This is a genomic window from Methylomonas sp. Kb3 (assembly GCF_002834115.1).
GTDB lineage: Bacteria > Pseudomonadota > Gammaproteobacteria > Methylococcales > Methylomonadaceae > Methylomonas > Methylomonas defluvii.
The window spans coordinates 207,505-228,206 of record NZ_PIZT01000015.1; the positions used below are offsets into that span (position 1 = coordinate 207,505).

Below are 20,702 nucleotides of genomic sequence, written 5' to 3' on the forward strand. Positions count from 1 at the left end.
TTTTGCTACGGTCCGTCGTAAAGGGCGGGAATTATTACATAAACCGGACTAAATCGCCGGATTTTGGCGGACAGGCTAGTACAAGTCCACCGGATCGACATCCAGCGACCAACGTACCTTTTTGGCTTCCTTCAACGCATAAATGGCGGGCAACAAATTGTCCAGCAACTGATGCAATTCTTTGCGCTGCGGACTCTGCAACAGCAACTGGTAACGAAATAAGCCTGCGCGTCTAGCCATCGGCGCCGTCACCGGCCCCAGAACCTGCACTTTGCCGGGATTGAGCTCGCTGATTTTCCGGCAAACCGCCTGTAAAAACTGTTGCGGTTCCTCGGCCTTGCCAGCTTGCACCCGCAGCAAGGCCTGATGACCGAACGGCGGCAAGCCGGCCTGCCGCCGCTCCTGGAGGGCGCTTTGCGCGAAAGCCCGATAACCTTTGCTTAGCAAAGTCTCCAGCAAGGGATGTTGCGGATGCCGGGTTTGCAATACCACCTTGCCGGGTTGATCGGCCCGCCCGGCCCGGCCGGCGACCTGCACGATCAATTGCGCCAGTCTTTCGCTACCGTGGTAATCAATACTGAACAGGCCGCTGTCTATATCCAAAATGGCGACTAGCGTCACCCCTGGAAAATGGTGGCCCTTGGCGAGCATTTGCGTCCCGAGAATAATATTGACCCCGCCATCGTGAATCTGCTCCAGATATTGTTCCAGCGAACCTTTGCGTTGTGTGGTGTCCCGGTCCAATCGCACCACCACCTTGTCCGGAAACAAGCTTGCCAGGGTCTGTTCGATACGTTCGGTACCCAATCCCAGCGCCTGCAATTCGCCGGTTTTACAAGCCGGGCACTGCTTGAGCAAAGATTGTTCGCTGCCGCAGTGATGGCAGCGCAGCAAGCGGTCGGCAGCGTGAATCACCAAATTGGCATCGCAGCGCCGACAGCGCGAGACCCAGCCGCAGCCATGGCAAATCTGCACCGGCGCATAGCCGCGGCGATTGAGAAAAATCAGCGCTTGTTGTTTTTTGGCCAGCGTAGCTTGGATTTCCGCCAGCAGCGGTTCAGACAGGCCGGCTTGCATTCTTTTATTGCGAATATCCAATAACTGAAAGCTCGGTGCCGTGGCATTGCCGGCCCGATTGGGCAAATGCAGTAATTGGTAGCGGTGCTGGGCGACGTTCGCCATGCTCTCCAGCGACGGCGTCGCCGAACCCAACAACACCGGGATACCCAAACCCTTGGCCCTGGCAATGGCGACGTCCCGCGCGGAAAAGCGAAAACCTTCCTGTTGTTTGAACGAGCTGTCGTGCTCTTCATCGAGAATGATCAGGCCGGGGCGCGGCATTGGTGTGAACAGCGCGGAACGGGTGCCGAGCATGATGGCGGCATGGCCTTGTTGCATGCTCAGCCAGGCATGCAAACGCTGGTTATCGGTTAACTTGGAATGCGTGGACACCAGGTTCACGGCAAAACGCTTTAGAAAACGTTGCTCCAATTGCGGCGTCAGGCTGATCTCCGGCAGTAAAACCAGCACCTGTTTGCCCTGCGCCAACACCTCGGCGATGATCTGCATATACACTTCGGTTTTGCCGCTACCGGTCACGCCTTCCAGCAAGGATACGGCAAAGTGGCCCAGATTGGCGATGACCGCATCGATAGCCGCCTGCTGGTCGGGGTTGGCCGGTAACGCGGTCTTAGTGACGGCTAATCCGCCGCCCGGAGCGGATTCGTGCGCCGTGACCAAGCCCTTGTCGAGCAAGGCTTTCAACGCCGGCTTGTAGGCGCTAAGCGCGGCAGCTGTCATCGCACTCCCGGTGGACTGCAACAAAGCCAATAGTGCTTGTTGCTTGGGTGCGCGGCGTAATTGTTCCGGGGAAACCAGCCGACCCTGCGGGCTGAGGCCGAAACAGGGTTGGTGTTGCAGTAAAGCCGGCCGGCCTTGGCGCAAGGCCACCGGAAACGCCGCTGCCAGCACTTCACCAATCGGGTGGTGATAATAGCGGCTGGCCCAGCGTAATAACTGGATGTCGGTGTCCGCCAATAGCGGCTGGGTATCCAGAACGGCGGTAGCCGGTTTGAGTTTATCCATCCGGACGCTGGAATTGTCCGCGACGGCCAGCAAAATCCCTACCTGCTGGCGCTTACCGAAAGGCACCAACACTCTAACACCTGCTTGCAATTCCGACACATTAACGCCGAATGGCGGCAAATAATCGAATAAGCGGTCCAGCGGAACTGGCACGGCAACTTTCAAAATTAAATTGCCGGAAGTATCACAGTTAGGCATGTCTCGTGATGTTTTTTTGATATTAGATCGCTAAGTGGTTAACAGGATTGAGGAATCTGAGTTACCCACAAAAGCTGTGGATAACTCTGTGGATAGGCTTTTGAGAGAATCGCTTAGTGTCGGTTTTTATTACACATTTGTTAAATTGTGCAAATTTAAGCCAGCTAATTTGCCGATTATAAATCAATAACTTACGTAAAAAATTAATCTGTGTTAAATATCGCAGGCACTATTGCGATGCTACGCAAGCTATGCTCCGTTTTTGTGCATAACCTGTTGCGAAGCTGTATCGATTCGACGCGGTAACTGCTGCAGTTGCAACAATTGGGTGCCGCGAAAAAATCAGGGAGCTAACACAACGGCGACTTTTGACATGGCTGAACCAATTTGCGAATCCCGAAGCTAGACGGCATCGGCATCGTTAAAAAATTGCAGGCATGCCCATCCCGCCAACAACAAAAACGCGAACAAGGTCCAGGCCGGAATACTCAGGCCCAGCAAGGTCCAATCGACTTTCGCGCATTCGCCGGTGCCGGTCAGCATCAATTTGATCGTATCCGCCAGCGGGAAATGTTGAAACACGTATTCCAGCCCCGGACTGCATTCCGGCACCTCTTCGGGCGGCAGATGTTGCAACCAGACATGCCGGGCCGAGACGCTGGCGCCGATCAGCGCGGCAGCGGCACTGCACAGCGCATAAACTTTGCGACCGCGATTATGCAAACCAGCGATTAAAAAAATCACGCCTGTCGCCAAAATGGCCAAGCGCTGCGAAATACACAGCGGGCAAGGTTCCAACTCTTCGACAAATTGCAAATAAGCACCGACCGCCAACAGCCCAGCGCAAGCGGCAAAGCCCAGGAAAAAACAAATACGCGGATTAAATTTTAAAAAATTCATTTTCTATGTCTTGGATTAATACGGAAACTGCAAAACTTCGGTTTAGGGCAAAAGCTGGCTCAAACCCTGTTCATGCCAAAGGAGAAACAAAACCGTCCGGCTTGACTGCGAGCACTGAACAGTGGATACCGTTAAGGATGACTTCGGCAGTGTTGCCGATGATCAAACCTTTGATGCCGGTACGCGCCACCGTTCCCATCACCAGTAAATTGACGTCCAATCTTGCCGCCAAAGCCGGAATATCGTCCCGCGCACTCCCTCTGACCAAGTGCAGCCTCGGCGATAAGTAATTGTAAGCCTCATCGCCTATCCAATGCCGTAATTTAGCAGCCAAGCCATCGAGCCCGGCCTGATAGCGGGCTCTTTCGGCTTCAATCTGCATTTCGACGGTTTTACTCGGAATTTCGCCTGCCCACGCGCTCAACATCGAGTCCCAAACGTGTACCAGATGCAGTTCGGCGAAATCGGCGAGCGCTACGGAACTGGCGAGCTCCAAAATTCTGCGGTTCAATCCTTCGTCCGCTACGTCCGCGGACCACGGATCGAAATCGACGGCGGCCATGATTTTGGCATAATTGTTCGTTTCTTCAGACCGCATCAACCAGACCGGACGCGGGCATTTGCGTAACAAATGCATGTCCGTACTGCCGAACAAATGGTCATGGATACCATGGTCGCCGGCGGCCAATTTAATGACCAAATCATGGTCGCCATCCAGGGTCTGGCGCACAATTTCGATAAACGGGCTGCCAACCCGGATTTGCACATCAACGGGGTTCACGCTGCTGTAGCCAAGCAGTAAGGCTTCCAGCTTCTGGCGCTCCTGCTCGCGCAGCTGATTGTCGATTTGCTCCGGCGTATAAAGCTCAAGCAAAGCGCCCAGACGCGGTTGTTCGACGACCTGTAAAAACGTCAATCTGGCTTGATTGTTTGCCGCCAACGCGATCACCCGCTCGATAGCCTGCCGCTGGTCGACGGCAAATTCGGCGACATACAGGATGTTTTTGAATCGGTTCATAGCCATGGTGTTGAGATCGTATAAATAGCCGAAATGCTTAGATTCCGGCTATATTGTCCGGGCAATCGAAAGCCACTTTGGCGGCGGATGCGCGTCCAGTACCAAAAAACTCCGTTTTCAGCGGGGCCATGCGCTTACACTCCGGCCTCAGACTTTACCGCGTCACGGCAAGTGAGGCAATCGCCGCTGTTTATCGGCACGGCACAAATCGACGTGGGAAGTAAGACACGATTTGCTTGGACCGAACATGCCGGCTCAAGCTTGCAAGACCGCTCATTTGCCCATACATCTTAACTACCGTAAATTCCTGATCACAGAGAATCGCCCATGCCCTCCATCGAATTGGTCAGTCTAGTTAGCGCCAGCCTGCTATTAATCAGCGTGTTTTCCAGCAAACTGGCCAGCAAAGTGGGCATTCCTTCGCTGCTGTTTTTTCTCTTGACCGGCTGGCTGATCGGCGAGTTCGGCGGACCGGAACTACATAGCCCGGAAATTGCAAAATTTATCGGCGATTTTGCATTGATTTTTATTTTATTTACCGGCGGCCTGGACTCGCATTGGCCCAATATTCGCCCGGTGTTATGGCAGGGATTGTGTCTGTCCACACTGGGCGTGTTTATCACGATGCTGCTGTTAGGCAGCTTTGCTTGGTTTATCCTCGGCTCATTCAGCACCTTTTCGCTGGGCGTTCATGGCATTACGCTGACTCAAGGCCTGTTGCTGGCCGCTATTGTCTCTTCCACGGACGCCGCTGCGGTGTTTTCCGTGCTGCGCTCCAGTCAAATCGTTTTAAAAGGCAAGTTGCAGCCGCTCCTGGAACTGGAATCCAGCAGTAATGACCCGATGGCAGTGTTGTTGACGGTCACCTTGCTCAACTATGCGACCGGGGGCGAGTCGGCTTTTTTGGAAGGCGGCATGTTTTTGGTTATGCAACTGTTGATCGGTGTGGCCGTGGGTTATGGCGGTGGACGTTTCATGGTCTGGTTGTTGAATCACATGGGCTTAAGCTCGGCCGGCTTGTATGCCATCGCCTCCATAGCATTGGTGCTGCTGACGTATAGCGGCGCTACATTCATGCATGGCAATGGTTTTCTGGCCGTTTACGTGGCCGGCATTGTGGCCGGAAACCGGGAAGTTACCCACCACCACTACATCAATGCCTTCCATGACAGCTTCGCCTGGCTAATGCAGATCATCATGTTTTTGACCTTGGGCATGCTGTCGGTACCCTATCGCGCCGAATTGTCGTCCTTGGCCAGTGTGGCCGTGGCGATCAGTTTGTTTCTGATGTTTGTAGCACGCCCGGTCAGCGTCTTCATCAGTTTGCTGTGGGCCAAGATCAGTTTTAAGGAAAAGCTGCTGGTTTCCTGGGTGGGTCTGCGCGGTTCCGTACCTATCGTACTGGCGACTTTCCCGTTGGCGGCCGGTATAAAAGAGGCCGGAGAGATTTTTGTCCTGATCAGTTTTATTGTGGTGATGTCCGTGTTGATTCAGGGTTTTTCGCTAGCGGCTTTGGCGCGTTGGCTGGGATTGGCAGAGAAAAAATAAAATCGGCAGGGCGCAGTTCAAGTGCCGGCTAGATTTTACAAAACTCATTTTCGACGTCTTTTTTAAATGCTCTAATTTCCCGCGAGGGCCCCAATATCACTAATATATCGCCAACACTCAAACGGCGATCAAATTCCTCCGCCACAAAATGCAGGCGTTCGCTGACTTGTTTATTGACGATACCGATCAGTATCAAATTGTACTGTGAACTTAAATGCAGCTGGCTGACGTGGGCATTCTCCAGATAGCTGTTTTCCGGAATCGCCACCTCGGCCAGATGCAGATCGTGTCTGCCGAAGACGGTGTGATCGAAAATATCATTGATATCCGGCCGCTTCAACATATCGTGAATTTTGCGCCCGCAGATTTCGTAAGGGTCGATAATCTTGTTGGCGCCCGCCGCTATCAGTTTTTCCGCCGACTCCGGACTGTCGACAATCGCCACGATATTCAACGCCTTATCCAGTGCCCGCGCTGATAGCGTCAGAAATACATTTTCCGAGTCCGTGTCGAAAAAGCAAAACAGCGTATCGATATGCGCCCCAATGCCGATCAGCTTCAAATCGTCGTCGCTACGGAAATCGATATTGGCGGTTTCGAAGCCGTTTTCCCGCGCCAGCGCCGCTTTGGCCGGATCATGATCGATCACGGTGATTTGATATAGCTCTTTGTCCAGCCGGCTAATCGCCTCGAACGACAGCCGGTTGTAACCGAATACGGCGATGTTTTTCATTTGGGCTGCCTGCTGAATAAACGGCGTTGTTCCACCTGATCGCGAAAATGATCGATACCGTACTTACGGCCCAATAACACCAGCATGTCGCCGTGCCGCAGGATAAAGTCCACTTCCGGATTGAAATAAAAATGTTGCTGATTCACCTGGTATTTATTCTTGTGTTTCAGATGAATCGGATTGTCGCTGATCACTCCCAACAAGGTGAGCTTACGCTGCTGCAAATCCAGTTGGCCGATTTTTTGATTATCCAGCGGCGACTTTTCGCTGACCAATACCGACTCCATCACCGTCTCGGTTTGATTATGCAAAATGCCGGAGATGGCCTCGAAAGCAACGGGCTGACCGACAAATTCCGCCGCCAGCAATCCGGCAATCTCAAACGGCCTGATGACGTTATCAGCGCCGGCCTGGTAGAGCTTATTGACGTTGTCATGCCGATTGGCGCGGGAAATTATGCGCAGGTTTTTATTTAAATGCCGGCTGGTTAAGGTCACATAGACGTTAATCACATCGTCGCCGGTGATGCACAGAATGGCGCTGGCACCGCGGCAAATACCGGCGTTGATCAACACTTCATTGTTACTGGCATCGCTTTCTATCGCCAGATAACCGCGTTTCTTGGCCAAATCAATCCGCGCCGGCACTCTATCGATGATTAAAAATTTTTGTCTGTCGTTGTGTAAATGCCGGGCAATTTCCTGCCCTACCCGGCCAAAACCGCAAATGATGATGAAATTATCATAGCGGTCCAGTTCGGCGTAGGTTCTGGATTCACGCACCGACAGCATTTTCTCGCTGAAGGCGGCGATAAGAATGGAGGTGAAGAATGACAACACGCCCAAGCTGGCCAGTATCAAAAAAATTGTCACCCAGCGGCCGCCTGTGGTCTGCGGAGTAATGTCGCCAAAGCCCACCGTCGCCAAAGTCACGATGGTCCAATAAAAGGCGTCGAATAAATTATGGATGCCGCTATCGGTGGCCTGATACTCGAACATGTAAATCGACACGCTGGCGATAAACACCAAAAAGCAGGTGAAGATCAACAAGGTCATCAATTCGAAGCGTTTGCTCGCCAAAGCGTCGGCGAACAATTTGGCGCTATTGGAATAGCGGAATAGTTTGAATAGCCGGAAAATGATGAAGATACGCAGGATCGCCAACGGCCGGTAGCTGGGCAAAATGGCCAGAATATCGATAATCGCAAACGGCGAGGTGATGTACTCAATATCCCTGACGAAGGCTTTGCGAAACACCCCGAGCAGATTGAAATCCAGATTCAAATACAGCGCTTTCTCGTATTCCTCAATGATGACTTTATAGGTGTCCGAGTAAATCCAACCCCTGATCAGATATTCGATGATGAATATCATCAAAATCGCCAGCTCGAAATAACCGCCCATCTTGCTGTCTTCGTGCTCTATATCGTAAATCAGAAAAATCACGCTCAAAATCAGCAAGCCGATCATCGTCGCGTCGAAATATTTCTTTTTGCGGCTATGGCTGTTTTCTAACAGATCGTAAAAAAACAGCTTGGCTCTGCGATACCCGTCGGCGGATTTGAGGTAATAAGCGCAATAAACGATGAGTTTGGCTAGCATGTGGGGTTAGTTCTTAAATTCGATCACTTTGCTGGAGGGGTTTAAATTGATTTCGTCGATGACGCAATGCGGGCCGGCTTGCAGGATATAAGACACCGCGTCGGCAATGTCCTCCGCCAGCAAGGCTTGGCCGGACTGTTTGCCGGGCGCGAACGACAATGCATCAAAAAACGCGGTATCGACCATGCCCGGATTAACCAAGGACACCCGCACCGAACTTTTACCGCACTCGTCACGCAAGGCCTGGCTGAAGCCGCGTAAGGCAAATTTGCTGGCGCAATAGATGCTGCCGTTGCGGCTGCCTTTTAACGCGGCTTCCGAACCGATATACACCAGGTTGGCATGGGCTTTTTGCTTCAGTTTCGGTAACAACGCCCGCGTCAGATAGGCTTGGGCGGTAAAGTTGACGGTCATCAGCGTCTCGATTTGCGCGTAGGAAAACTGTTCCAAACCGCCAAATTGGCCGTAACCGGCGGCAAATACCACCGCATCCAAGGCCGGGAAATCGCTTTGCAGTTGCTTGGCAAACGGCGGCACGTCAGCCAATTGCGCTAGATCCAGCTCGCGGCCGATAAAATGGGGGTGATGTTTGGAAAACTTCCGGCAGTCGCGCGATGTGCCAATCACTTGATGACCTTGCGCCAGCAATTGCCGGGCAATCGCCCGACCGATGCCGGAACTGGCGCCGGTCACCAATACCGTGCGCTTTACAGTGTGCATGGAAAATAGGCGCTGTGCGGGATATATTCCAGCAGCATTTGCGCGCAATCGGCCATCATCGCCTGTTCCAAATCGGCGCGGTAAGACACCATGCCGGACGCGGTTTGCAGCGGGCTGGCGAACAATCTTTCATCCGGATATAGCTTATGCATTTTTTTGAAATATTGCTCAGGCAAGCGAAACACCCCCAAGCTGACCGAATGTAGGGCCTGGGCATCGATTACCGCAAAGACTTGCTCGAACAAGGCCCGGTATTGCTGCCGATAGTCGTGCTGATAAATCAATGGGTCGAAACGCAAACCAATTTGCCAACCTTGTTGCTGTAATTTAGCGGCGGCTTCGATGCGCTTGGCTACGTTTGGCGCCTTGGCTTCCACTTTATCGGCCACCGCATCCGGCGACAGGCTGAAAGCCACCACGCAACGCGGCACCACCTCGCGATTCAACAGGCTTCTGATTTGCGTACTCTTGGTACGCAATTCCAGCCAGGCATTAGGCAAGTCAGCAAACACCGGCAAAAACTGTTCAGCAAAGTCGGTGACCGGCTCAAAAGCCAGGCTGTCGCAATCGTAGCCCGAGAAAAAATACACATCCTGATCCGGCGTTTGCAGACAGGTCTGGCGAATCTGCTCCTGAAAGTCCTCGTAATTCACAAACAGCACATAATTGGCCGACTGGTACATGCCCTGCAAAAAGCAATAGCGGCAGTCGTACAAGCAATTCAGCATGTGCGAAAAATAATAATTGCGCTGGCCGCCGATACCGTAACCGGCCGGCGCGGGCAACACGAACTTTTGGTACTTTTCCGCCAGAATCAGGGCCGGATGTTGCTTTTGTAAGCGAAAGTTTTGCGCCTTGGGATTGAACACCTCGCCGTATCGCTCGCAAACCACTGTCCGTGCTTGCGGAAAACGCCGCCGAATCGTCGCTACGCGCGGGTGCTGCTCGATAGCGGATTCGATGTATAGCGTGTCTATCATGGTGGCTGAATGCGGCAAAAGGCGGGAGAGCATTATAAATGATTGCCGGCGACGGGGCGCCAGCTTACGCCCGATAAAACTGCAAATCCGCGCGTTGCGGCCACTTGTCGCAACTGCCCGGCGCAAATGGTCCGTTGCCGGCATGCTAAATCCGTTATGATGGCGCCTGAAAAACAATAACGTTTTTCAATTGGACCCAGTAGGAAAAAAGATACTTCCCATCAGCATGGATTTGCTTCAAGCCTTTTGCCGGCTATATGGCAAAGGGTGCTGTACCGGTGCTACTTCACGACGAACTTAGACCTATAAGTTGCCGGTGCAAAAAATCTATTCTGTGATGACGTGTTTTTTAGGGCATTGGACCTATTAACCATCACACGAAAACTATCTAATGAAATTATTTACAAAAGCAGTGTTAACGCTGTCATTGGCAGCATCTTTGAGTCTGGTCAACGTTTGTGCCTTTGCTGCTGAAGAAGCGCCAGTTGCAGCAGCACAATCAGGCGCCGCAGGCATTATCGCTCACATCGAAAAAGCGCTGGTTGAAGTCAGCAAAAGCGATTTCTCCGCTGCGCAGATTCATCTGAAAGCCGCCAGAACCAGTTCCGAAGCGATTGCCGGCAACTCCGAAGCCGCGAAAAAAGCTCACGCCTCTTTGATGCAAGGACAGATCTAGTCTAAAGCCGGTAACGTAGCTAAAGCGACTGAAGAATTGACCAAGACTATCGAACTGTATAAAGCGCTGTAAGGCTTGAACAGGGCTGGGCTGTTTCGCTAAAGCCCAGCGATTTTTACAAACCCCGTCCTCCCCATCATTTCCTAAAATCGGCAGTCATTGCTGCTCGTCCTGCAAAATCCGGAAATTCTCACCCCGCTCAAACAACAATGGCAGGCCTGGAGTATGTCGATCCCGCACCGGCGACGTGCGGACCTATTCAGTAGACGGTATAAAGCCTTTTTATTGTCGCCGAGCGCTACTCCATATCGGCAGCCTGCTGGTTTTCGGTCAATGTGCCAGCAATCGCTGTTCCCTGATCAGCACTTGGCAACGTTTCGCAGTTGCCAAAGTCGTTACGCCGCTCGACGTCAACTCACAACTTATTTCATAAAATCATTTGGTTAGCGGCATATAAGCAATGCGTCTCTAGCGCTGGCATGTCATTTGCGTTGACGAGTCATAACCCGTAATGACCAGTTATGACTTAAATGCTTGCCGATAAAGCCCACAGCACACCGCCAGGTTCCTTATATGCCCGCATCCGCGACGAATTGCGGGCGCACATCGTGGCTGGCGTCTATAAACCCCACGCGCGCCTGCCGTCGGAAAGCGAGTTGATGAACAGCTACGGCGTCAGCCGCATCACCGTACGCCAGGCCTTGGGCGAGTTGGAAAAGGAGGGTGTGTTGTTCAAGGTGGCCGGCAAAGGCATGTTCGTTTCCTTGCCCAAGCCATTTCAATCCTTGGCCCGTCTACAAGGGTTTGCCGAAGCTTTCTCGGAGCAAGGCCACGAAATCTACAACCGCGTGGTCGGCATCAAACATCTGCCGGCAGGCCCGGCTGTTGCGCAAAAGCTGGGTCTGGCGGAAGGCGAACCGGTTACCGAACTAAAGCGGGTCCGCCATCTGAATCGCCAGCCGGTATCGTTGGATGTGACCTATGTGGCCGCTACCCTCGGCAAGCGGCTGGTGCAGGAAAATCTGGCTACGCGCGACATCTTCCTGATTCTGGAAAACGACTATGCCATTGCATTGGGTTACGCCGATCTAAGCATAGACGCCGTGCTGGCCGATGCCGAACTGGCGGCCTTGCTGCAAATTGCGGACGGCTCGCCCGTTTTGCGTATCGAACGGCTGACCCATACCAAAGACGGAGAACCGCTGGATTTCGAATACCTGTATTGCCGGGCGGATAACTTTCAACTACGCGCACGCATCGAGCGATAAACATGAATACCATCGAACACTCTGTAGATGTACTAGTCATTGGCGGCGGTACGGCCGGGCCGATGGCCGCGGTCAAAGCCAAACAGGCCAATCCGAATTTAAAGGTTTTGCTGCTGGAAAAAGCCAACGTCAAACGTAGCGGCGCCATCTCCATGGGCATGGACGGCCTGAACAACGCCGTGGTGCCCGGTCATGCCACGCCGGAACAGTACGTGCGGGAAATCACCGTCGCCAACGACGGCATCGTCAATCAGAAAACCGTGCTGGCCTACGCGCAAAACAGTTTTGCGATGATCGAAGAACTGGACCGCTGGGGCGTGAAGTTCGAAAAGGACGAAACCGGCGATTATGCCGTAAAAAAAGTCCATCACATGGGCACCTACGTACTGCCGATGCCGGGAGGCCACGATATTAAAAAGATTCTATACCGGCAGTTAAAACGCAACCGCGTGGAAATTACCAATCGCCTGGTAGCCACGCGCTTGATCGTCGGCGCGGACGGTCGGATTGCCGGCGTGTTTGCATTCGACTGCCGCACGGCGGATTTTCATGTGATCAAGGCCAAATCGGTCGTACTGGCCACCGGCGCCGCCGGCCGTTTGGGCTTGCCGGCCTCCGGTTACTTGTTCGGTACCTACGAAAACCCGACCAATGCCGGCGACGGTTACAGCATGGCCTATCACGCCGGCGCGGAACTGTCCGGCATCGAATGTTTCCAGATCAACCCATTAATCAAGGATTACAACGGGCCGGCCTGCGCCTATGTTACCGGCCCGTTCGGCGGCTACACCGCCAACAGCAAGGGCCAGCGCTTTATCGAATGCGATTACTGGTCAGGGCAGATGATGCAGGAGTTTTATAACGAACTGGAAAGCGGCAACGGCCCGGTATTTCTGAAATTGGATCATCTGGCCGAGGAAACCATAGGCAGCATCGAAACCATCTTGCACGGCAACGAGCGCCCCAGTCGCGGCCGCTTTCATGCTGGGCGCGGCACCGATTACCGGGAACGCATGGTCGAAATGCATATCTCCGAAATTGGCTTATGCAGCGGCCATTCGGCGTCCGGCGTTTGGGTAGACGAGCACGCAGCCACCACCGTGCCGGGCCTGTATGCCGCCGGCGACCTGGCCTGCGTACCGCACAATTACATGCTCGGTGCTTTTGTTTATGGCGGATTTGCCGGCGAATCGGCGGCGCGCCATGCCAACGAACACGGACAGGCGGAGGTCGATCCCGCGCAACTGGACGCCGAACGGCAACGGGTGTGGGCACCGTTAAAACGCGAATCCGGATTGCCGCCGGCACAAGTTGAATACAAATTAAGGCGTATGGTCAACGATTACCTGCAGCCGCCGAAAGTCACCCGCAAGATGGAAATCGGTCTGGAACGTTTCGACAGCATACGCGACGACTTAGACGTATTGCATGCCAACAATCCCCACGAATTGATGCGTGCCATGGAAGTGCACGCGATCCGCGATTGCGCGGAAATGACGGCGCGTGCCTCTCTATATCGCACCGAAAGCCGTTGGGGGCTTTACCACGCTAGGGTGGATTACCCGGCGCGCAACGATGCCGACTGGCTGGTGCACGTGCAATTGCACAAAAATGCCGGCGGCGACATGGCCTGTTTCAAACGACCGTTGGAACCTTACGTCATCCCGGTCGACGACCAGGAAAAAGCCGCTTATCAGCGTTTACGCATCAATCCAACCCAAACATCGGAGGCGGTTGCACCATGAGCAAATCCTCATTTCCCACCGCAACTCAGCGCAGCAATGTGCCGGTCACTATCGACGAGAACAAATGCATCGCCGACAAAGGTTGCACCGTGTGTGTGGAAGCCTGCCCGCTCGATGTGTTGGCGATCAATCCCTTGACGGGCAAGGCCCAAATGACCTTCGACGAATGCTGGTACTGCCTGCCGTGTGAGAAGGATTGCCCCACCGGCGCGGTCAGCGTGGAAATTCCGTATTTACTGCGGTAGTTATTGGGAAAGCAGCAAACCCATTCAAGCATGTCGCACTCGTGCGGCGTAGGGATAAAAAATCGAGAAATTTTATGGCAATTACATTGAAGGAACGACCGCTATTCATCATCGGCTCCGAGCGCTCCGGCACCACGCTATTGATGGCCATGCTGGGCAATCACCCGCGTATCGCCGTGCCGGAGGTGGCTTGGTATTACCCGCGTTTTCGGCCTTATCTGTTCAGCTACGGCGATCTGTCGCAAGCCCAAAACTTACGCACCCTGGCCGATGAAATGGTGTTTGGTTTAAAGACGCCGTTCTGGGATATGCCGGTTAATCCGGCGACTATCGTCGACGAGATTTTAGCCAGCGCGCCGCAGCCCAGCTTCGCCGGCATCTATACCGCGATGTTCGAACGCTATGCCCGTCTGCAAAACAAGCCGCGCTGGGGGGAAAAGACCCCGCACAACCTGTTTTATGTCGGGCAGATTCTGGAGGACTTTCCAGATGCGCAATTTGTGTTTCTGACCCGCGACGGCCGTGATGCCAGCGCTGAATATCTGCGTTCCGCATTCGGCCCCACCAACATTTACGCGGCGGCACGCACCTGGAAGCTTTGCCAGAACGCGGTAAAGCCCTGGCGGGAAAAACTCGACGCCGGACAATGGCTGGATGTCAGCTACGAACAGTTGGCCCGCGACCCGCTGCCGGTATTACAGGCGGTATGCGAGTTTCTCGGCGAAGAGTTTTCTCCGGCCTTGCTGGACTTTCATCAAGGCAGCATAGCCCAGCGCCGCAGCCAAACCCGCGATCACGCCCCGCTGGGTCAACCGGTCAGCACTCAATGGATAGGCCGCTATCGGCGCGAATTAAGTCTGGAAGAACAAGCCATCTTCGCAGCCATCGCCGGCCAGGCGCTGAGTGACGCCGGCTATTCGGTGGATGTAGAACCGGCCCGGATCGACGACAAGGAGTTAAACCTGTATTTGGAACGCGACCAACGCACCCGCGCGGCCCTGCTCGGCGCGCCGGACGGCCATCTGGTGCACGAAAGCTACAACGACTGGCTGATCGACCAACGCCTGGAACGCAAACGGCTTGGCCTATGGTCGGATAGCGACGTACCCGCCGAGTTTCCGCACGGCCATCCCCAGGAAGAGGAAATCGCCGGCTACCGCGCGCAACGGCGTTGGAAAGAGCACTTCGGCGTGAAGCGCGTCTATACTAGCAACGAAGTCGTATTGTAAGGCCGGACGATGTTGAACTCCGCAGCAAGCCAACCCAGCCCGGCGATAAGCGCCGCGTTTACCGACAGCGCTCCGTCGCTGCGTAGCGGCCGGGGACGGATTGCTTTACGCGATGTGTCTATGGTGTTTCGCGGTTTGGAACGCGAGCATACCGCTCTGGACCGCGTCGATCTGGACTTGCACGCCGGCGCCTTTACGGCGTTGCTCGGCCCGTCCGGCTGCGGCAAATCGACATTGCTGAATATCGTCTCCGGCATGCTCAAGCCCACCACCGGCACGGTAAGTATCGATGGCGCGCCGGTCAAGGAACCGACGCCGTTATGTAACGTGGTTTTTCAACAGCACTCGCTGTTTCCCTGGCTGACCGCGCTGCAAAACGTAGCGTTCGGGCCGCGCATGCTGGGACTGCCGGAACCGGAAAACATCGCGTCGGAACTACTGCGGATGGTCGGCCTGGAACGCTTCGCCAAGTCCTATCCGAACGCGCTGTCCGGCGGCATGCAACAGCGTGTGGCAATTGCCCGCGCCTTGGCGACAAAGCCGACCCTGCTGTTGATGGACGAACCTTTCGGCGCGCTGGATGCGCAAACCCGCAGCGTGATGCAGGAAGAACTGCTGAAAATCTGGGACCGCTTCGGCACCAGCGTGGTGTTCATCACGCACGACGTCGACGAAGCAATCTACCTCGCCGACCGGGTGATCGTGATGCGTACAGAACCGGGCGGTGTCAAAGCCGACATAGCCATCGACCTGCCGCGCCCGCGCACCGCGGAAATCCTCAGCTCGCCCGGATTCGAACGGCTGCGCAAGACCATCCACCGCGCGGTCAGGGAAGAAAGCCTGAAAGTGTTTAACCGTTGAGCAAAGCATGTCGGCAATCAAATCAAACACCGCGTTGCACCACGTCCGTCGTAAAACCGGGAGGTTGTTTGCCGCCCTGGGCTGGCCGCTGATCAGCTATGGCTTGTTCCTGCTGGTTTGGCTGCTGGCCGCCAAAATAGTCGGCAATCCGGTATTACTGCCGGATTTGACCACGGTAGTCGCCAGCCTCTGGCAGCTAATTGACGATCATAGTTTGGTGCGAGACATACTGGCCAGCTTGGAGCGGGTGTTGATCGGCTTCTTTTTAGCGGTGATATTGGCGGTGCCGCTCGCTCTGACCATGGCCTATTTCACTACCTTGCGGCGCTTGCTGCTGCCCATCGTCACGCTGCTGCGGCCGATTCCGCCTATCGCCTGGATTCCGCTGGCGATTTTATGGTTCGGCATCAAGAACGGTTCCAGCTTTTTTATCACCGCGCTGGCGGCTTTTTTTCCGATCTTTCTGAATGCTTTCGCCGGCGGCCTGGGCGTCGAGCCGCATTACATCCATGCCGCCCGTTTCATGGGCGCGGGCAAAGCCGATCTATTGCTGCGGGTGTTCCTGCCGGCCGCTTTCCCGCAGATATGGACCGGTTTGAAAATCGGCCTGGGCCAATCCTGGATGGCTGTGGTCACCGCCGAACTGGTCGCGGCTCAATCCGGGTTGGGTTACATGATTCAAATTCATCGCATCAATCTCGACACCGGCGCAGTGTTGGTCGGGATGGTCACCATCGGCGTGTTGGGATCGTTGATGAATTTCGCGCTGGTCCGCATCGAGCGGATCGTCTTGCCCTGGCAGGCTAATCACTCACACAAAACTTGAATCATGTTTTATACGCTGCGTATTCTTTCCACTCTGCTGCTGTTCACGGCCTCCTTGGGGGCTTCAGCTCAGGAGGCAATCAAGATCAGAATCGGCTATCCATCCGGCATGAACGGTGTTTACCCGGTGGTGATGGAAATGGCCGGTATCGCCAACAAACACGGGCTGGCTGCCGAATTCCAGGTTTTCCAGAACGGTCCGCCGATGATGGAGGCGCTGGCCGCCGGCCAGCTCGATGCGGTGGTTAGCAGTCCGTTGCCAATCGCCACCTTCCTGAATAAACAGCCCAACAAAGCCGTGGTAGTCGGCCAGCTTGGCTATTCCAGTCATTCCTTGCTGGTGCCGACGGCCAGCAATAGCAAAACCTTCCAGGACTTGAAAGGCAAGAAAATCGCGGCGTCGTTCGGCTCCGATTCCTATGCCGACTTGCTGCTCGCGCTCCAGCAAAATGGCCTAAAGCCAGCGGACGTGGAACTGATCAACACGCCGCCCGCCGAACTGCCGGCGTTGATCGCTCAAGCGCAAGTCGATGCGGCAGTGATCCGCGAGCCGCAGGCGACAAGGGTTAAAGAACAATTCGGCGCGCGCTCGATTCAGCGCTGGCCGTTTCCTTTTCTAACCGTTTTGCGCAGCGAGTTTTTGCAAAAGCAGCCCAATGCCCGCGAGCTTTATCTGGCGGCGCTGCGGGAATCAGTGGTTTATACCGCACAAAACCCGGAACAAGCCAGCCAATGGTTTGCCGAGAAATTGCGTATCGACGCTAAATTCGTCAGGCAGACTTCAAACGAAGATCCGGCCTTTACCAAAGCCGAACAGGCCAATGCCGAACTGCTGGCTTTAACACCGGAACTGCGCCAGTTCTATCAAGCGCGCTGGCGGCAATTTCACGAGTTAGGGTTGATAAAGCTGGCCCAAGATTTTCCCGGCCAATAAGCGCTTTCAAAACACATTACCCACGGATACCCACCGACCATGACCGATATTTTTTCCGACAACCCCAGTCTTGCCGCGCTATTGCCGCGCCTTACCGACGCCGATGCCACGGTACGCAGGCTTGCCTTGATCGAACTGGCCGACGCGGAGGATGAAAGCCAATTACCTTGGCTGATCCAGGCTACCAGCGATCCGGTAGCGGAAATTCGCGCCGAAGCCGCCACGCTGCTGGTCGGCTGGGAAGACGCCCCGGTGATTACCGCGTTGGCCGATTTGCTGCTCGATACCGATGAGGCGGTGCGTAACGCCGCCGCGCAAAGCCTGTCCGGCATAAAGACCCGCGCGGCCGGTTTGCAGTTACTGCCTTGGCTGGAACATAACGACAGCTTCGTTCGCAGCGCCGCATTGCGCGCAGTGCGCGAGCTGCGTTTGACTGAAGCGGCGTCGCTGGCCTTGTCCGCGCTTGCCGATGGCGATGCCTCGGTACGGCGCGAGGCAGTTGGGGTTTTGGGGTGGTTGAAGTTTAGTCAGGCGCTACCGAAACTGGCGCACCTAGCCGAGCGGGATCAGGACATCGAAGTAAGACGCGCCGCGACCGGCGCGTTGGGCATGGCCAGCGATCAAACCGTATTGCCGGCCCTACTTGCAGCCTTACGGGATACCTCCTGGGTGGTGCGCGAAGAAGCGGTCACGACCTTGGGCAAATTGAAATTGGCTGCCGCAGTGCCGGAATTGATTACCGCATTAAACGACGATTACTGGCAGGTACGCCTGCGCGCGGCCCGCGCACTGGGCCGCATCGGTCATGCCGATGCGCTGCCGGCATTGGTAGAAACGCTAACGCATCCGGTCAGCAATCTGCGCAAGGAGGCGGTCATCGCGCTCGGCGAAATCGGCGCCGATGCCGCGATACCGGCACTGACCGCCGCCGAAGCCGATCCCGACCCGGAAGTGAGAAAACTGGCACGCATCGCCCTGACCCGTATCGAGACCTTACTTGCTGCCAAAAGGTAGGGCGGCTAAGCGCAGCGTCACCCGCCGAATCGATTTTGCCGGCAATTGAAAGGTTATGGCTGGAAATAGCCAGGCATCAGCATATTTTCTAAGTCATTCAAGAAAATTTCCGCAGCATTGCAGCTCGGAGCTGCATCAATAGAGTAATTTTCTACAACAATTCAGCTCCGAGCTCGAACAACCTAGAAAATGCGGACAGTGGTCAGTTTGGCAACTCGATACGCGGCATGTAAAGCGGCATCAGTTGAAATTCAATTTGGGTAAGTTTAAAAAGCGTCAAAGTGTCTGATCGCCCCAGAATAGTCATTCACTACACGACGCTGTATGTAAGCTATTCAACACATTCCCGACATTAAAATTGCCGATAAATGGCGGTTGATTTTGAAACTCGGGTAGGATGTGCCAACCAACGGGCGGCGCATCGTTCGAGATAATAATGGCACCAACCATCGATTTAATATGACGGATTATCGTAGACTCTATATTCCCGGCGCATCATGGTTTTTTACCGTCAATTTGGCGCAACGAAAGGGAAACCGATTATTGATTGATAATATCGATTTATTGCGCAAGGCATTTGCCTATACCAAACGCCGACATCCTTTCAAAATAGACGCCGTAGTTGTTTTACCGGACCACATTCATTGTATTTGGGCTTTACCTGAAGGGAATTCCGATTTCTCAACTCGCTGGAATGTTTTGAAAGGCGCCTTTTCCAAGAGCCTGGAAAAAGGGGAGCGAGTTTCAGCCAGTCGAAAATCTCGAAGGGAACGAGGCATTTACCCAAAGGGCACAAGTGGCAGCGGCGATTTTGGGAACATGGCTTGCGCGATCAAGAAGATTACAGCCGACACATGGATTACATCCATTGGAATCCGGTCAAGCATCAATGGGTAAATTTGGTAACGGACTGGCCTTATTCGAGTTTTCAGAATTACGTCAAGCAAGGAATTTATCCCGAAAACTGGGGTAGCGTTATGCCGTTGGATATTGAAGGAATTTAATAACTCGAAAGATGCGCCGCCCATTGGTTGGCGCATCCACGGGCTGTTCGACCCCAAGCCGCCCTTTGTAGCAGCTATTTATATGTCCTCTGACAGTAGGACAGTAGTCATCCATTATCCGTTACGTCCGTTGCGGAAGATTTATACGGGTGACCACTGAATTACCTATTTCTGCTATGTTTGTCATTGACTACAACAGTAAATTTTAGGATTAACATGATATACAAACTTATTTTTGTTATAGCGTTACAGTTATTTGCCTATTCTGCTTGCGCAATTCAAATGCCAGATACCCCATTTATTTATTCAGAAGGCGAAGCCGAAAGAGAAGTGCAACCAAACTTGGTTGACTTTACGTTTTACATTAAAACTTTTGACGAGAATCCAGATAAAGCGTTCAAAGACTTACAAAAGCAAAGTCTTGAACTAAAAGAGCTATTCAATAAAATCGATATTTCTGAAGAAAATATTGAGTCATACGATATTGATAAAACTACCGTTCGTGAAACTGATGATAACGGGAGACAGTTAAAGATATTAGGCTACGATGTTCAACAGAAATTTAATCTTAGATTGAGCGATTTAAATAAATATGGATTATTGATGAACAAACTAGTCAGCCTCAAAAATGTTTCTGATTTTTATTCAACGTTTGATGTTGTAGAACGCAAAGATATTGAACAGCAATTAACCATAGATGCTTGTGCCGATGCAAAAACCAAAGCGGAAGTAATGGCAAATAGCACAGGCGGACAATTGGGTTCAGTGCTTGCCGTATCAGAAAAAAGTTTTGGTTCAATAGAGGATGCATTTGGTCTGTCAAGTTCAAATGATAGACTGGACAGAATGTTTAAGAAATCCGCCTACAAAGGCGATTCAATTACTTTTATTCCATCTTCCATAAAAATTAAAAAAAGAGTCAATGCTATTTACAAATTAAGCGAAAAATAAATGCCATTACCGTAGGCACGCTTAACTAAGGCTTCATTGACATGCAGGCAGGTATATATTCAATTACTTCCACTTTTGACGAGAACGCAGCCGTCCGCAATTGGCCGACTGGAGCATTCAAAATCTACTTTGTTCGTTGGCCGACCATCACCAAAATCACCGCAACG

19 protein-coding genes are annotated in these 20,702 nt (G+C 53.4%); 12 read left to right on the forward strand and 7 right to left on the reverse strand.

Annotated elements, in window-relative coordinates; genetic code table 11:
* Positions 1–75: 75 nt before the first annotated feature.
* The 3 genes from CWO84_RS11625 to CWO84_RS11635 form a co-directional block, all read right to left on the reverse strand.
* Positions 76–2,283, reverse strand: coding sequence for a primosomal protein N' (locus CWO84_RS11625; protein ID WP_101052788.1), 2,208 nt, complete (start codon positions 2,281–2,283; stop codon positions 76–78).
* A 402-nt stretch (positions 2,284–2,685) separates the two neighbouring features.
* Positions 2,686–3,183 carry a disulfide bond formation protein B gene (locus CWO84_RS11630; protein ID WP_101052790.1) on the reverse strand — a complete coding sequence of 166 codons (498 nt, stop codon included), beginning with the start codon at positions 3,181–3,183 and terminating at the stop codon, positions 2,686–2,688.
* 70 nt (positions 3,184–3,253) lie between these two features.
* Positions 3,254–4,207 (reverse strand): universal stress protein, encoded by a 954-nt coding sequence (locus CWO84_RS11635; protein ID WP_101052792.1) that lies wholly within the window; start codon positions 4,205–4,207, stop codon positions 3,254–3,256.
* Between the two features lie 321 nt (positions 4,208–4,528).
* Here CWO84_RS11635 and CWO84_RS11640 point away from each other — a divergent pair, with 321 nt between their 5' ends.
* Positions 4,529–5,749 carry a potassium/proton antiporter gene (locus tag CWO84_RS11640; protein ID WP_101052794.1) on the forward strand — a complete coding sequence of 407 codons (1,221 nt, stop codon included), beginning with the start codon at positions 4,529–4,531 and terminating at the stop codon, positions 5,747–5,749.
* A 28-nt stretch (positions 5,750–5,777) separates the two neighbouring features.
* On the opposite strand, the gene CWO84_RS11645 is transcribed toward CWO84_RS11640, so the two are convergent.
* The 4 genes from CWO84_RS11645 to CWO84_RS11660 are packed head-to-tail and all read right to left on the reverse strand — an operon-like array spanning position 5,778 to position 9,783.
* A complete protein-coding gene (locus CWO84_RS11645; RefSeq protein ID WP_033156927.1) occupies positions 5,778–6,482 on the reverse strand; it encodes an NAD-binding protein in 705 nt (234 codons plus the stop codon).
* On the reverse strand, positions 6,479–8,083 hold the full coding sequence (locus CWO84_RS11650) for an NAD-binding protein (RefSeq protein ID WP_101052796.1): 1,605 nt from the start codon (positions 8,081–8,083) through the stop codon (positions 6,479–6,481). Before CWO84_RS11650 ends, CWO84_RS11645 begins: the two co-directional genes overlap by 4 nt.
* A gap of 6 nt (positions 8,084–8,089) precedes the next feature.
* Positions 8,090–8,803: an SDR family NAD(P)-dependent oxidoreductase gene (locus CWO84_RS11655; protein ID WP_101052798.1), complete on the reverse strand. Its 714-nt coding sequence runs from the start codon at positions 8,801–8,803 to the stop codon at positions 8,090–8,092.
* Positions 8,791–9,783, reverse strand: coding sequence for a spore photoproduct lyase family protein (locus tag CWO84_RS11660; RefSeq protein WP_101052896.1), 993 nt, complete (start codon positions 9,781–9,783; stop codon positions 8,791–8,793). The genes CWO84_RS11655 and CWO84_RS11660 overlap by 13 nt, the downstream gene beginning before the upstream one ends.
* A 391-nt stretch (positions 9,784–10,174) precedes the next feature.
* Here CWO84_RS11660 and CWO84_RS11665 point away from each other — a divergent pair, with 391 nt between their 5' ends.
* The 11 genes from CWO84_RS11665 to CWO84_RS11715 all read left to right on the forward strand — a co-directional run bounded on the left by CWO84_RS11665 (position 10,175) and on the right by CWO84_RS11715 (position 20,535).
* The gene (locus CWO84_RS11665; RefSeq protein WP_101052800.1) at positions 10,175–10,459 is read left to right on the forward strand and encodes a hypothetical protein; all 285 of its coding nucleotides are present in this window, start codon (positions 10,175–10,177) and stop codon (positions 10,457–10,459) included.
* Between the two features lie 530 nt (positions 10,460–10,989).
* On the forward strand, positions 10,990–11,727 hold the full coding sequence (locus CWO84_RS11670) for a GntR family transcriptional regulator (RefSeq protein WP_101052802.1): 738 nt from the start codon (positions 10,990–10,992) through the stop codon (positions 11,725–11,727).
* Between the two features lie 2 nt (positions 11,728–11,729).
* The gene (locus CWO84_RS11675) at positions 11,730–13,472 is read left to right on the forward strand and encodes a fumarate reductase/succinate dehydrogenase flavoprotein subunit (RefSeq protein ID WP_101052804.1); all 1,743 of its coding nucleotides are present in this window, start codon (positions 11,730–11,732) and stop codon (positions 13,470–13,472) included.
* Entirely contained in the window at positions 13,469–13,717 is a 249-nt protein-coding gene (locus CWO84_RS11680; protein ID WP_101052806.1) for a ferredoxin family protein, read from the forward strand. Before CWO84_RS11675 ends, CWO84_RS11680 begins: the two co-directional genes overlap by 4 nt.
* 74 nt (positions 13,718–13,791) lie before the next feature.
* Positions 13,792–14,946 carry a sulfotransferase gene (locus CWO84_RS11685; RefSeq protein ID WP_101052808.1) on the forward strand — a complete coding sequence of 385 codons (1,155 nt, stop codon included), beginning with the start codon at positions 13,792–13,794 and terminating at the stop codon, positions 14,944–14,946.
* Positions 14,947–14,955: 9 nt separating this feature from the next.
* Positions 14,956–15,807, forward strand: coding sequence for an ABC transporter ATP-binding protein (locus tag CWO84_RS11690; RefSeq protein ID WP_101052810.1), 852 nt, complete (start codon positions 14,956–14,958; stop codon positions 15,805–15,807).
* A gap of 7 nt (positions 15,808–15,814) precedes the next feature.
* Entirely contained in the window at positions 15,815–16,633 is an 819-nt protein-coding gene (locus tag CWO84_RS11695; RefSeq protein WP_101052812.1) for an ABC transporter permease, read from the forward strand.
* A gap of 3 nt (positions 16,634–16,636) precedes the next feature.
* Positions 16,637–17,566, forward strand: coding sequence for an NrtA/SsuA/CpmA family ABC transporter substrate-binding protein (locus CWO84_RS11700; RefSeq protein ID WP_101052814.1), 930 nt, complete (start codon positions 16,637–16,639; stop codon positions 17,564–17,566).
* A gap of 39 nt (positions 17,567–17,605) precedes the next feature.
* Entirely contained in the window at positions 17,606–18,580 is a 975-nt protein-coding gene (locus CWO84_RS11705) for a HEAT repeat domain-containing protein (protein WP_101052816.1), read from the forward strand.
* Positions 18,581–19,039: 459 nt separating this feature from the next.
* On the forward strand, positions 19,040–19,477 hold the full coding sequence (locus CWO84_RS11710) for a transposase (protein ID WP_346426966.1): 438 nt from the start codon (positions 19,040–19,042) through the stop codon (positions 19,475–19,477).
* A gap of 323 nt (positions 19,478–19,800) precedes the next feature.
* Positions 19,801–20,535, forward strand: coding sequence for an SIMPL domain-containing protein (locus CWO84_RS11715; protein ID WP_101052818.1), 735 nt, complete (start codon positions 19,801–19,803; stop codon positions 20,533–20,535).
* Positions 20,536–20,702 lie beyond the last annotated feature (167 nt).

Coding starts and splice junctions, on each gene's coding strand:
- CWO84_RS11625 (WP_101052788.1), bottom strand. CDS start 2,283: ATGCCTAACTGTGATACTTCCGGCAATTTAATTTTGAAAGTTGCCGTG.
- CWO84_RS11630 (WP_101052790.1), bottom strand. CDS start 3,183: ATGAATTTTTTAAAATTTAATCCGCGTATTTGTTTTTTCCTGGGCTTT.
- CWO84_RS11635 (WP_101052792.1), bottom strand. CDS start 4,207: ATGGCTATGAACCGATTCAAAAACATCCTGTATGTCGCCGAATTTGCC.
- CWO84_RS11640 (WP_101052794.1), top strand. CDS start 4,529: ATGCCCTCCATCGAATTGGTCAGTCTAGTTAGCGCCAGCCTGCTATTA.
- CWO84_RS11645 (WP_033156927.1), bottom strand. CDS start 6,482: ATGAAAAACATCGCCGTATTCGGTTACAACCGGCTGTCGTTCGAGGCG.
- CWO84_RS11650 (WP_101052796.1), bottom strand. CDS start 8,083: ATGCTAGCCAAACTCATCGTTTATTGCGCTTATTACCTCAAATCCGCC.
- CWO84_RS11655 (WP_101052798.1), bottom strand. CDS start 8,803: ATGCACACTGTAAAGCGCACGGTATTGGTGACCGGCGCCAGTTCCGGC.
- CWO84_RS11660 (WP_101052896.1), bottom strand. CDS start 9,783: ATGATAGACACGCTATACATCGAATCCGCTATCGAGCAGCACCCGCGC.
- CWO84_RS11665 (WP_101052800.1), top strand. CDS start 10,175: ATGAAATTATTTACAAAAGCAGTGTTAACGCTGTCATTGGCAGCATCT.
- CWO84_RS11670 (WP_101052802.1), top strand. CDS start 10,990: ATGCTTGCCGATAAAGCCCACAGCACACCGCCAGGTTCCTTATATGCC.
- CWO84_RS11675 (WP_101052804.1), top strand. CDS start 11,730: ATGAATACCATCGAACACTCTGTAGATGTACTAGTCATTGGCGGCGGT.
- CWO84_RS11680 (WP_101052806.1), top strand. CDS start 13,469: ATGAGCAAATCCTCATTTCCCACCGCAACTCAGCGCAGCAATGTGCCG.
- CWO84_RS11685 (WP_101052808.1), top strand. CDS start 13,792: ATGGCAATTACATTGAAGGAACGACCGCTATTCATCATCGGCTCCGAG.
- CWO84_RS11690 (WP_101052810.1), top strand. CDS start 14,956: ATGTTGAACTCCGCAGCAAGCCAACCCAGCCCGGCGATAAGCGCCGCG.
- CWO84_RS11695 (WP_101052812.1), top strand. CDS start 15,815: ATGTCGGCAATCAAATCAAACACCGCGTTGCACCACGTCCGTCGTAAA.
- CWO84_RS11700 (WP_101052814.1), top strand. CDS start 16,637: ATGTTTTATACGCTGCGTATTCTTTCCACTCTGCTGCTGTTCACGGCC.
- CWO84_RS11705 (WP_101052816.1), top strand. CDS start 17,606: ATGACCGATATTTTTTCCGACAACCCCAGTCTTGCCGCGCTATTGCCG.
- CWO84_RS11710 (WP_346426966.1), top strand. CDS start 19,040: ATGACGGATTATCGTAGACTCTATATTCCCGGCGCATCATGGTTTTTT.
- CWO84_RS11715 (WP_101052818.1), top strand. CDS start 19,801: ATGATATACAAACTTATTTTTGTTATAGCGTTACAGTTATTTGCCTAT.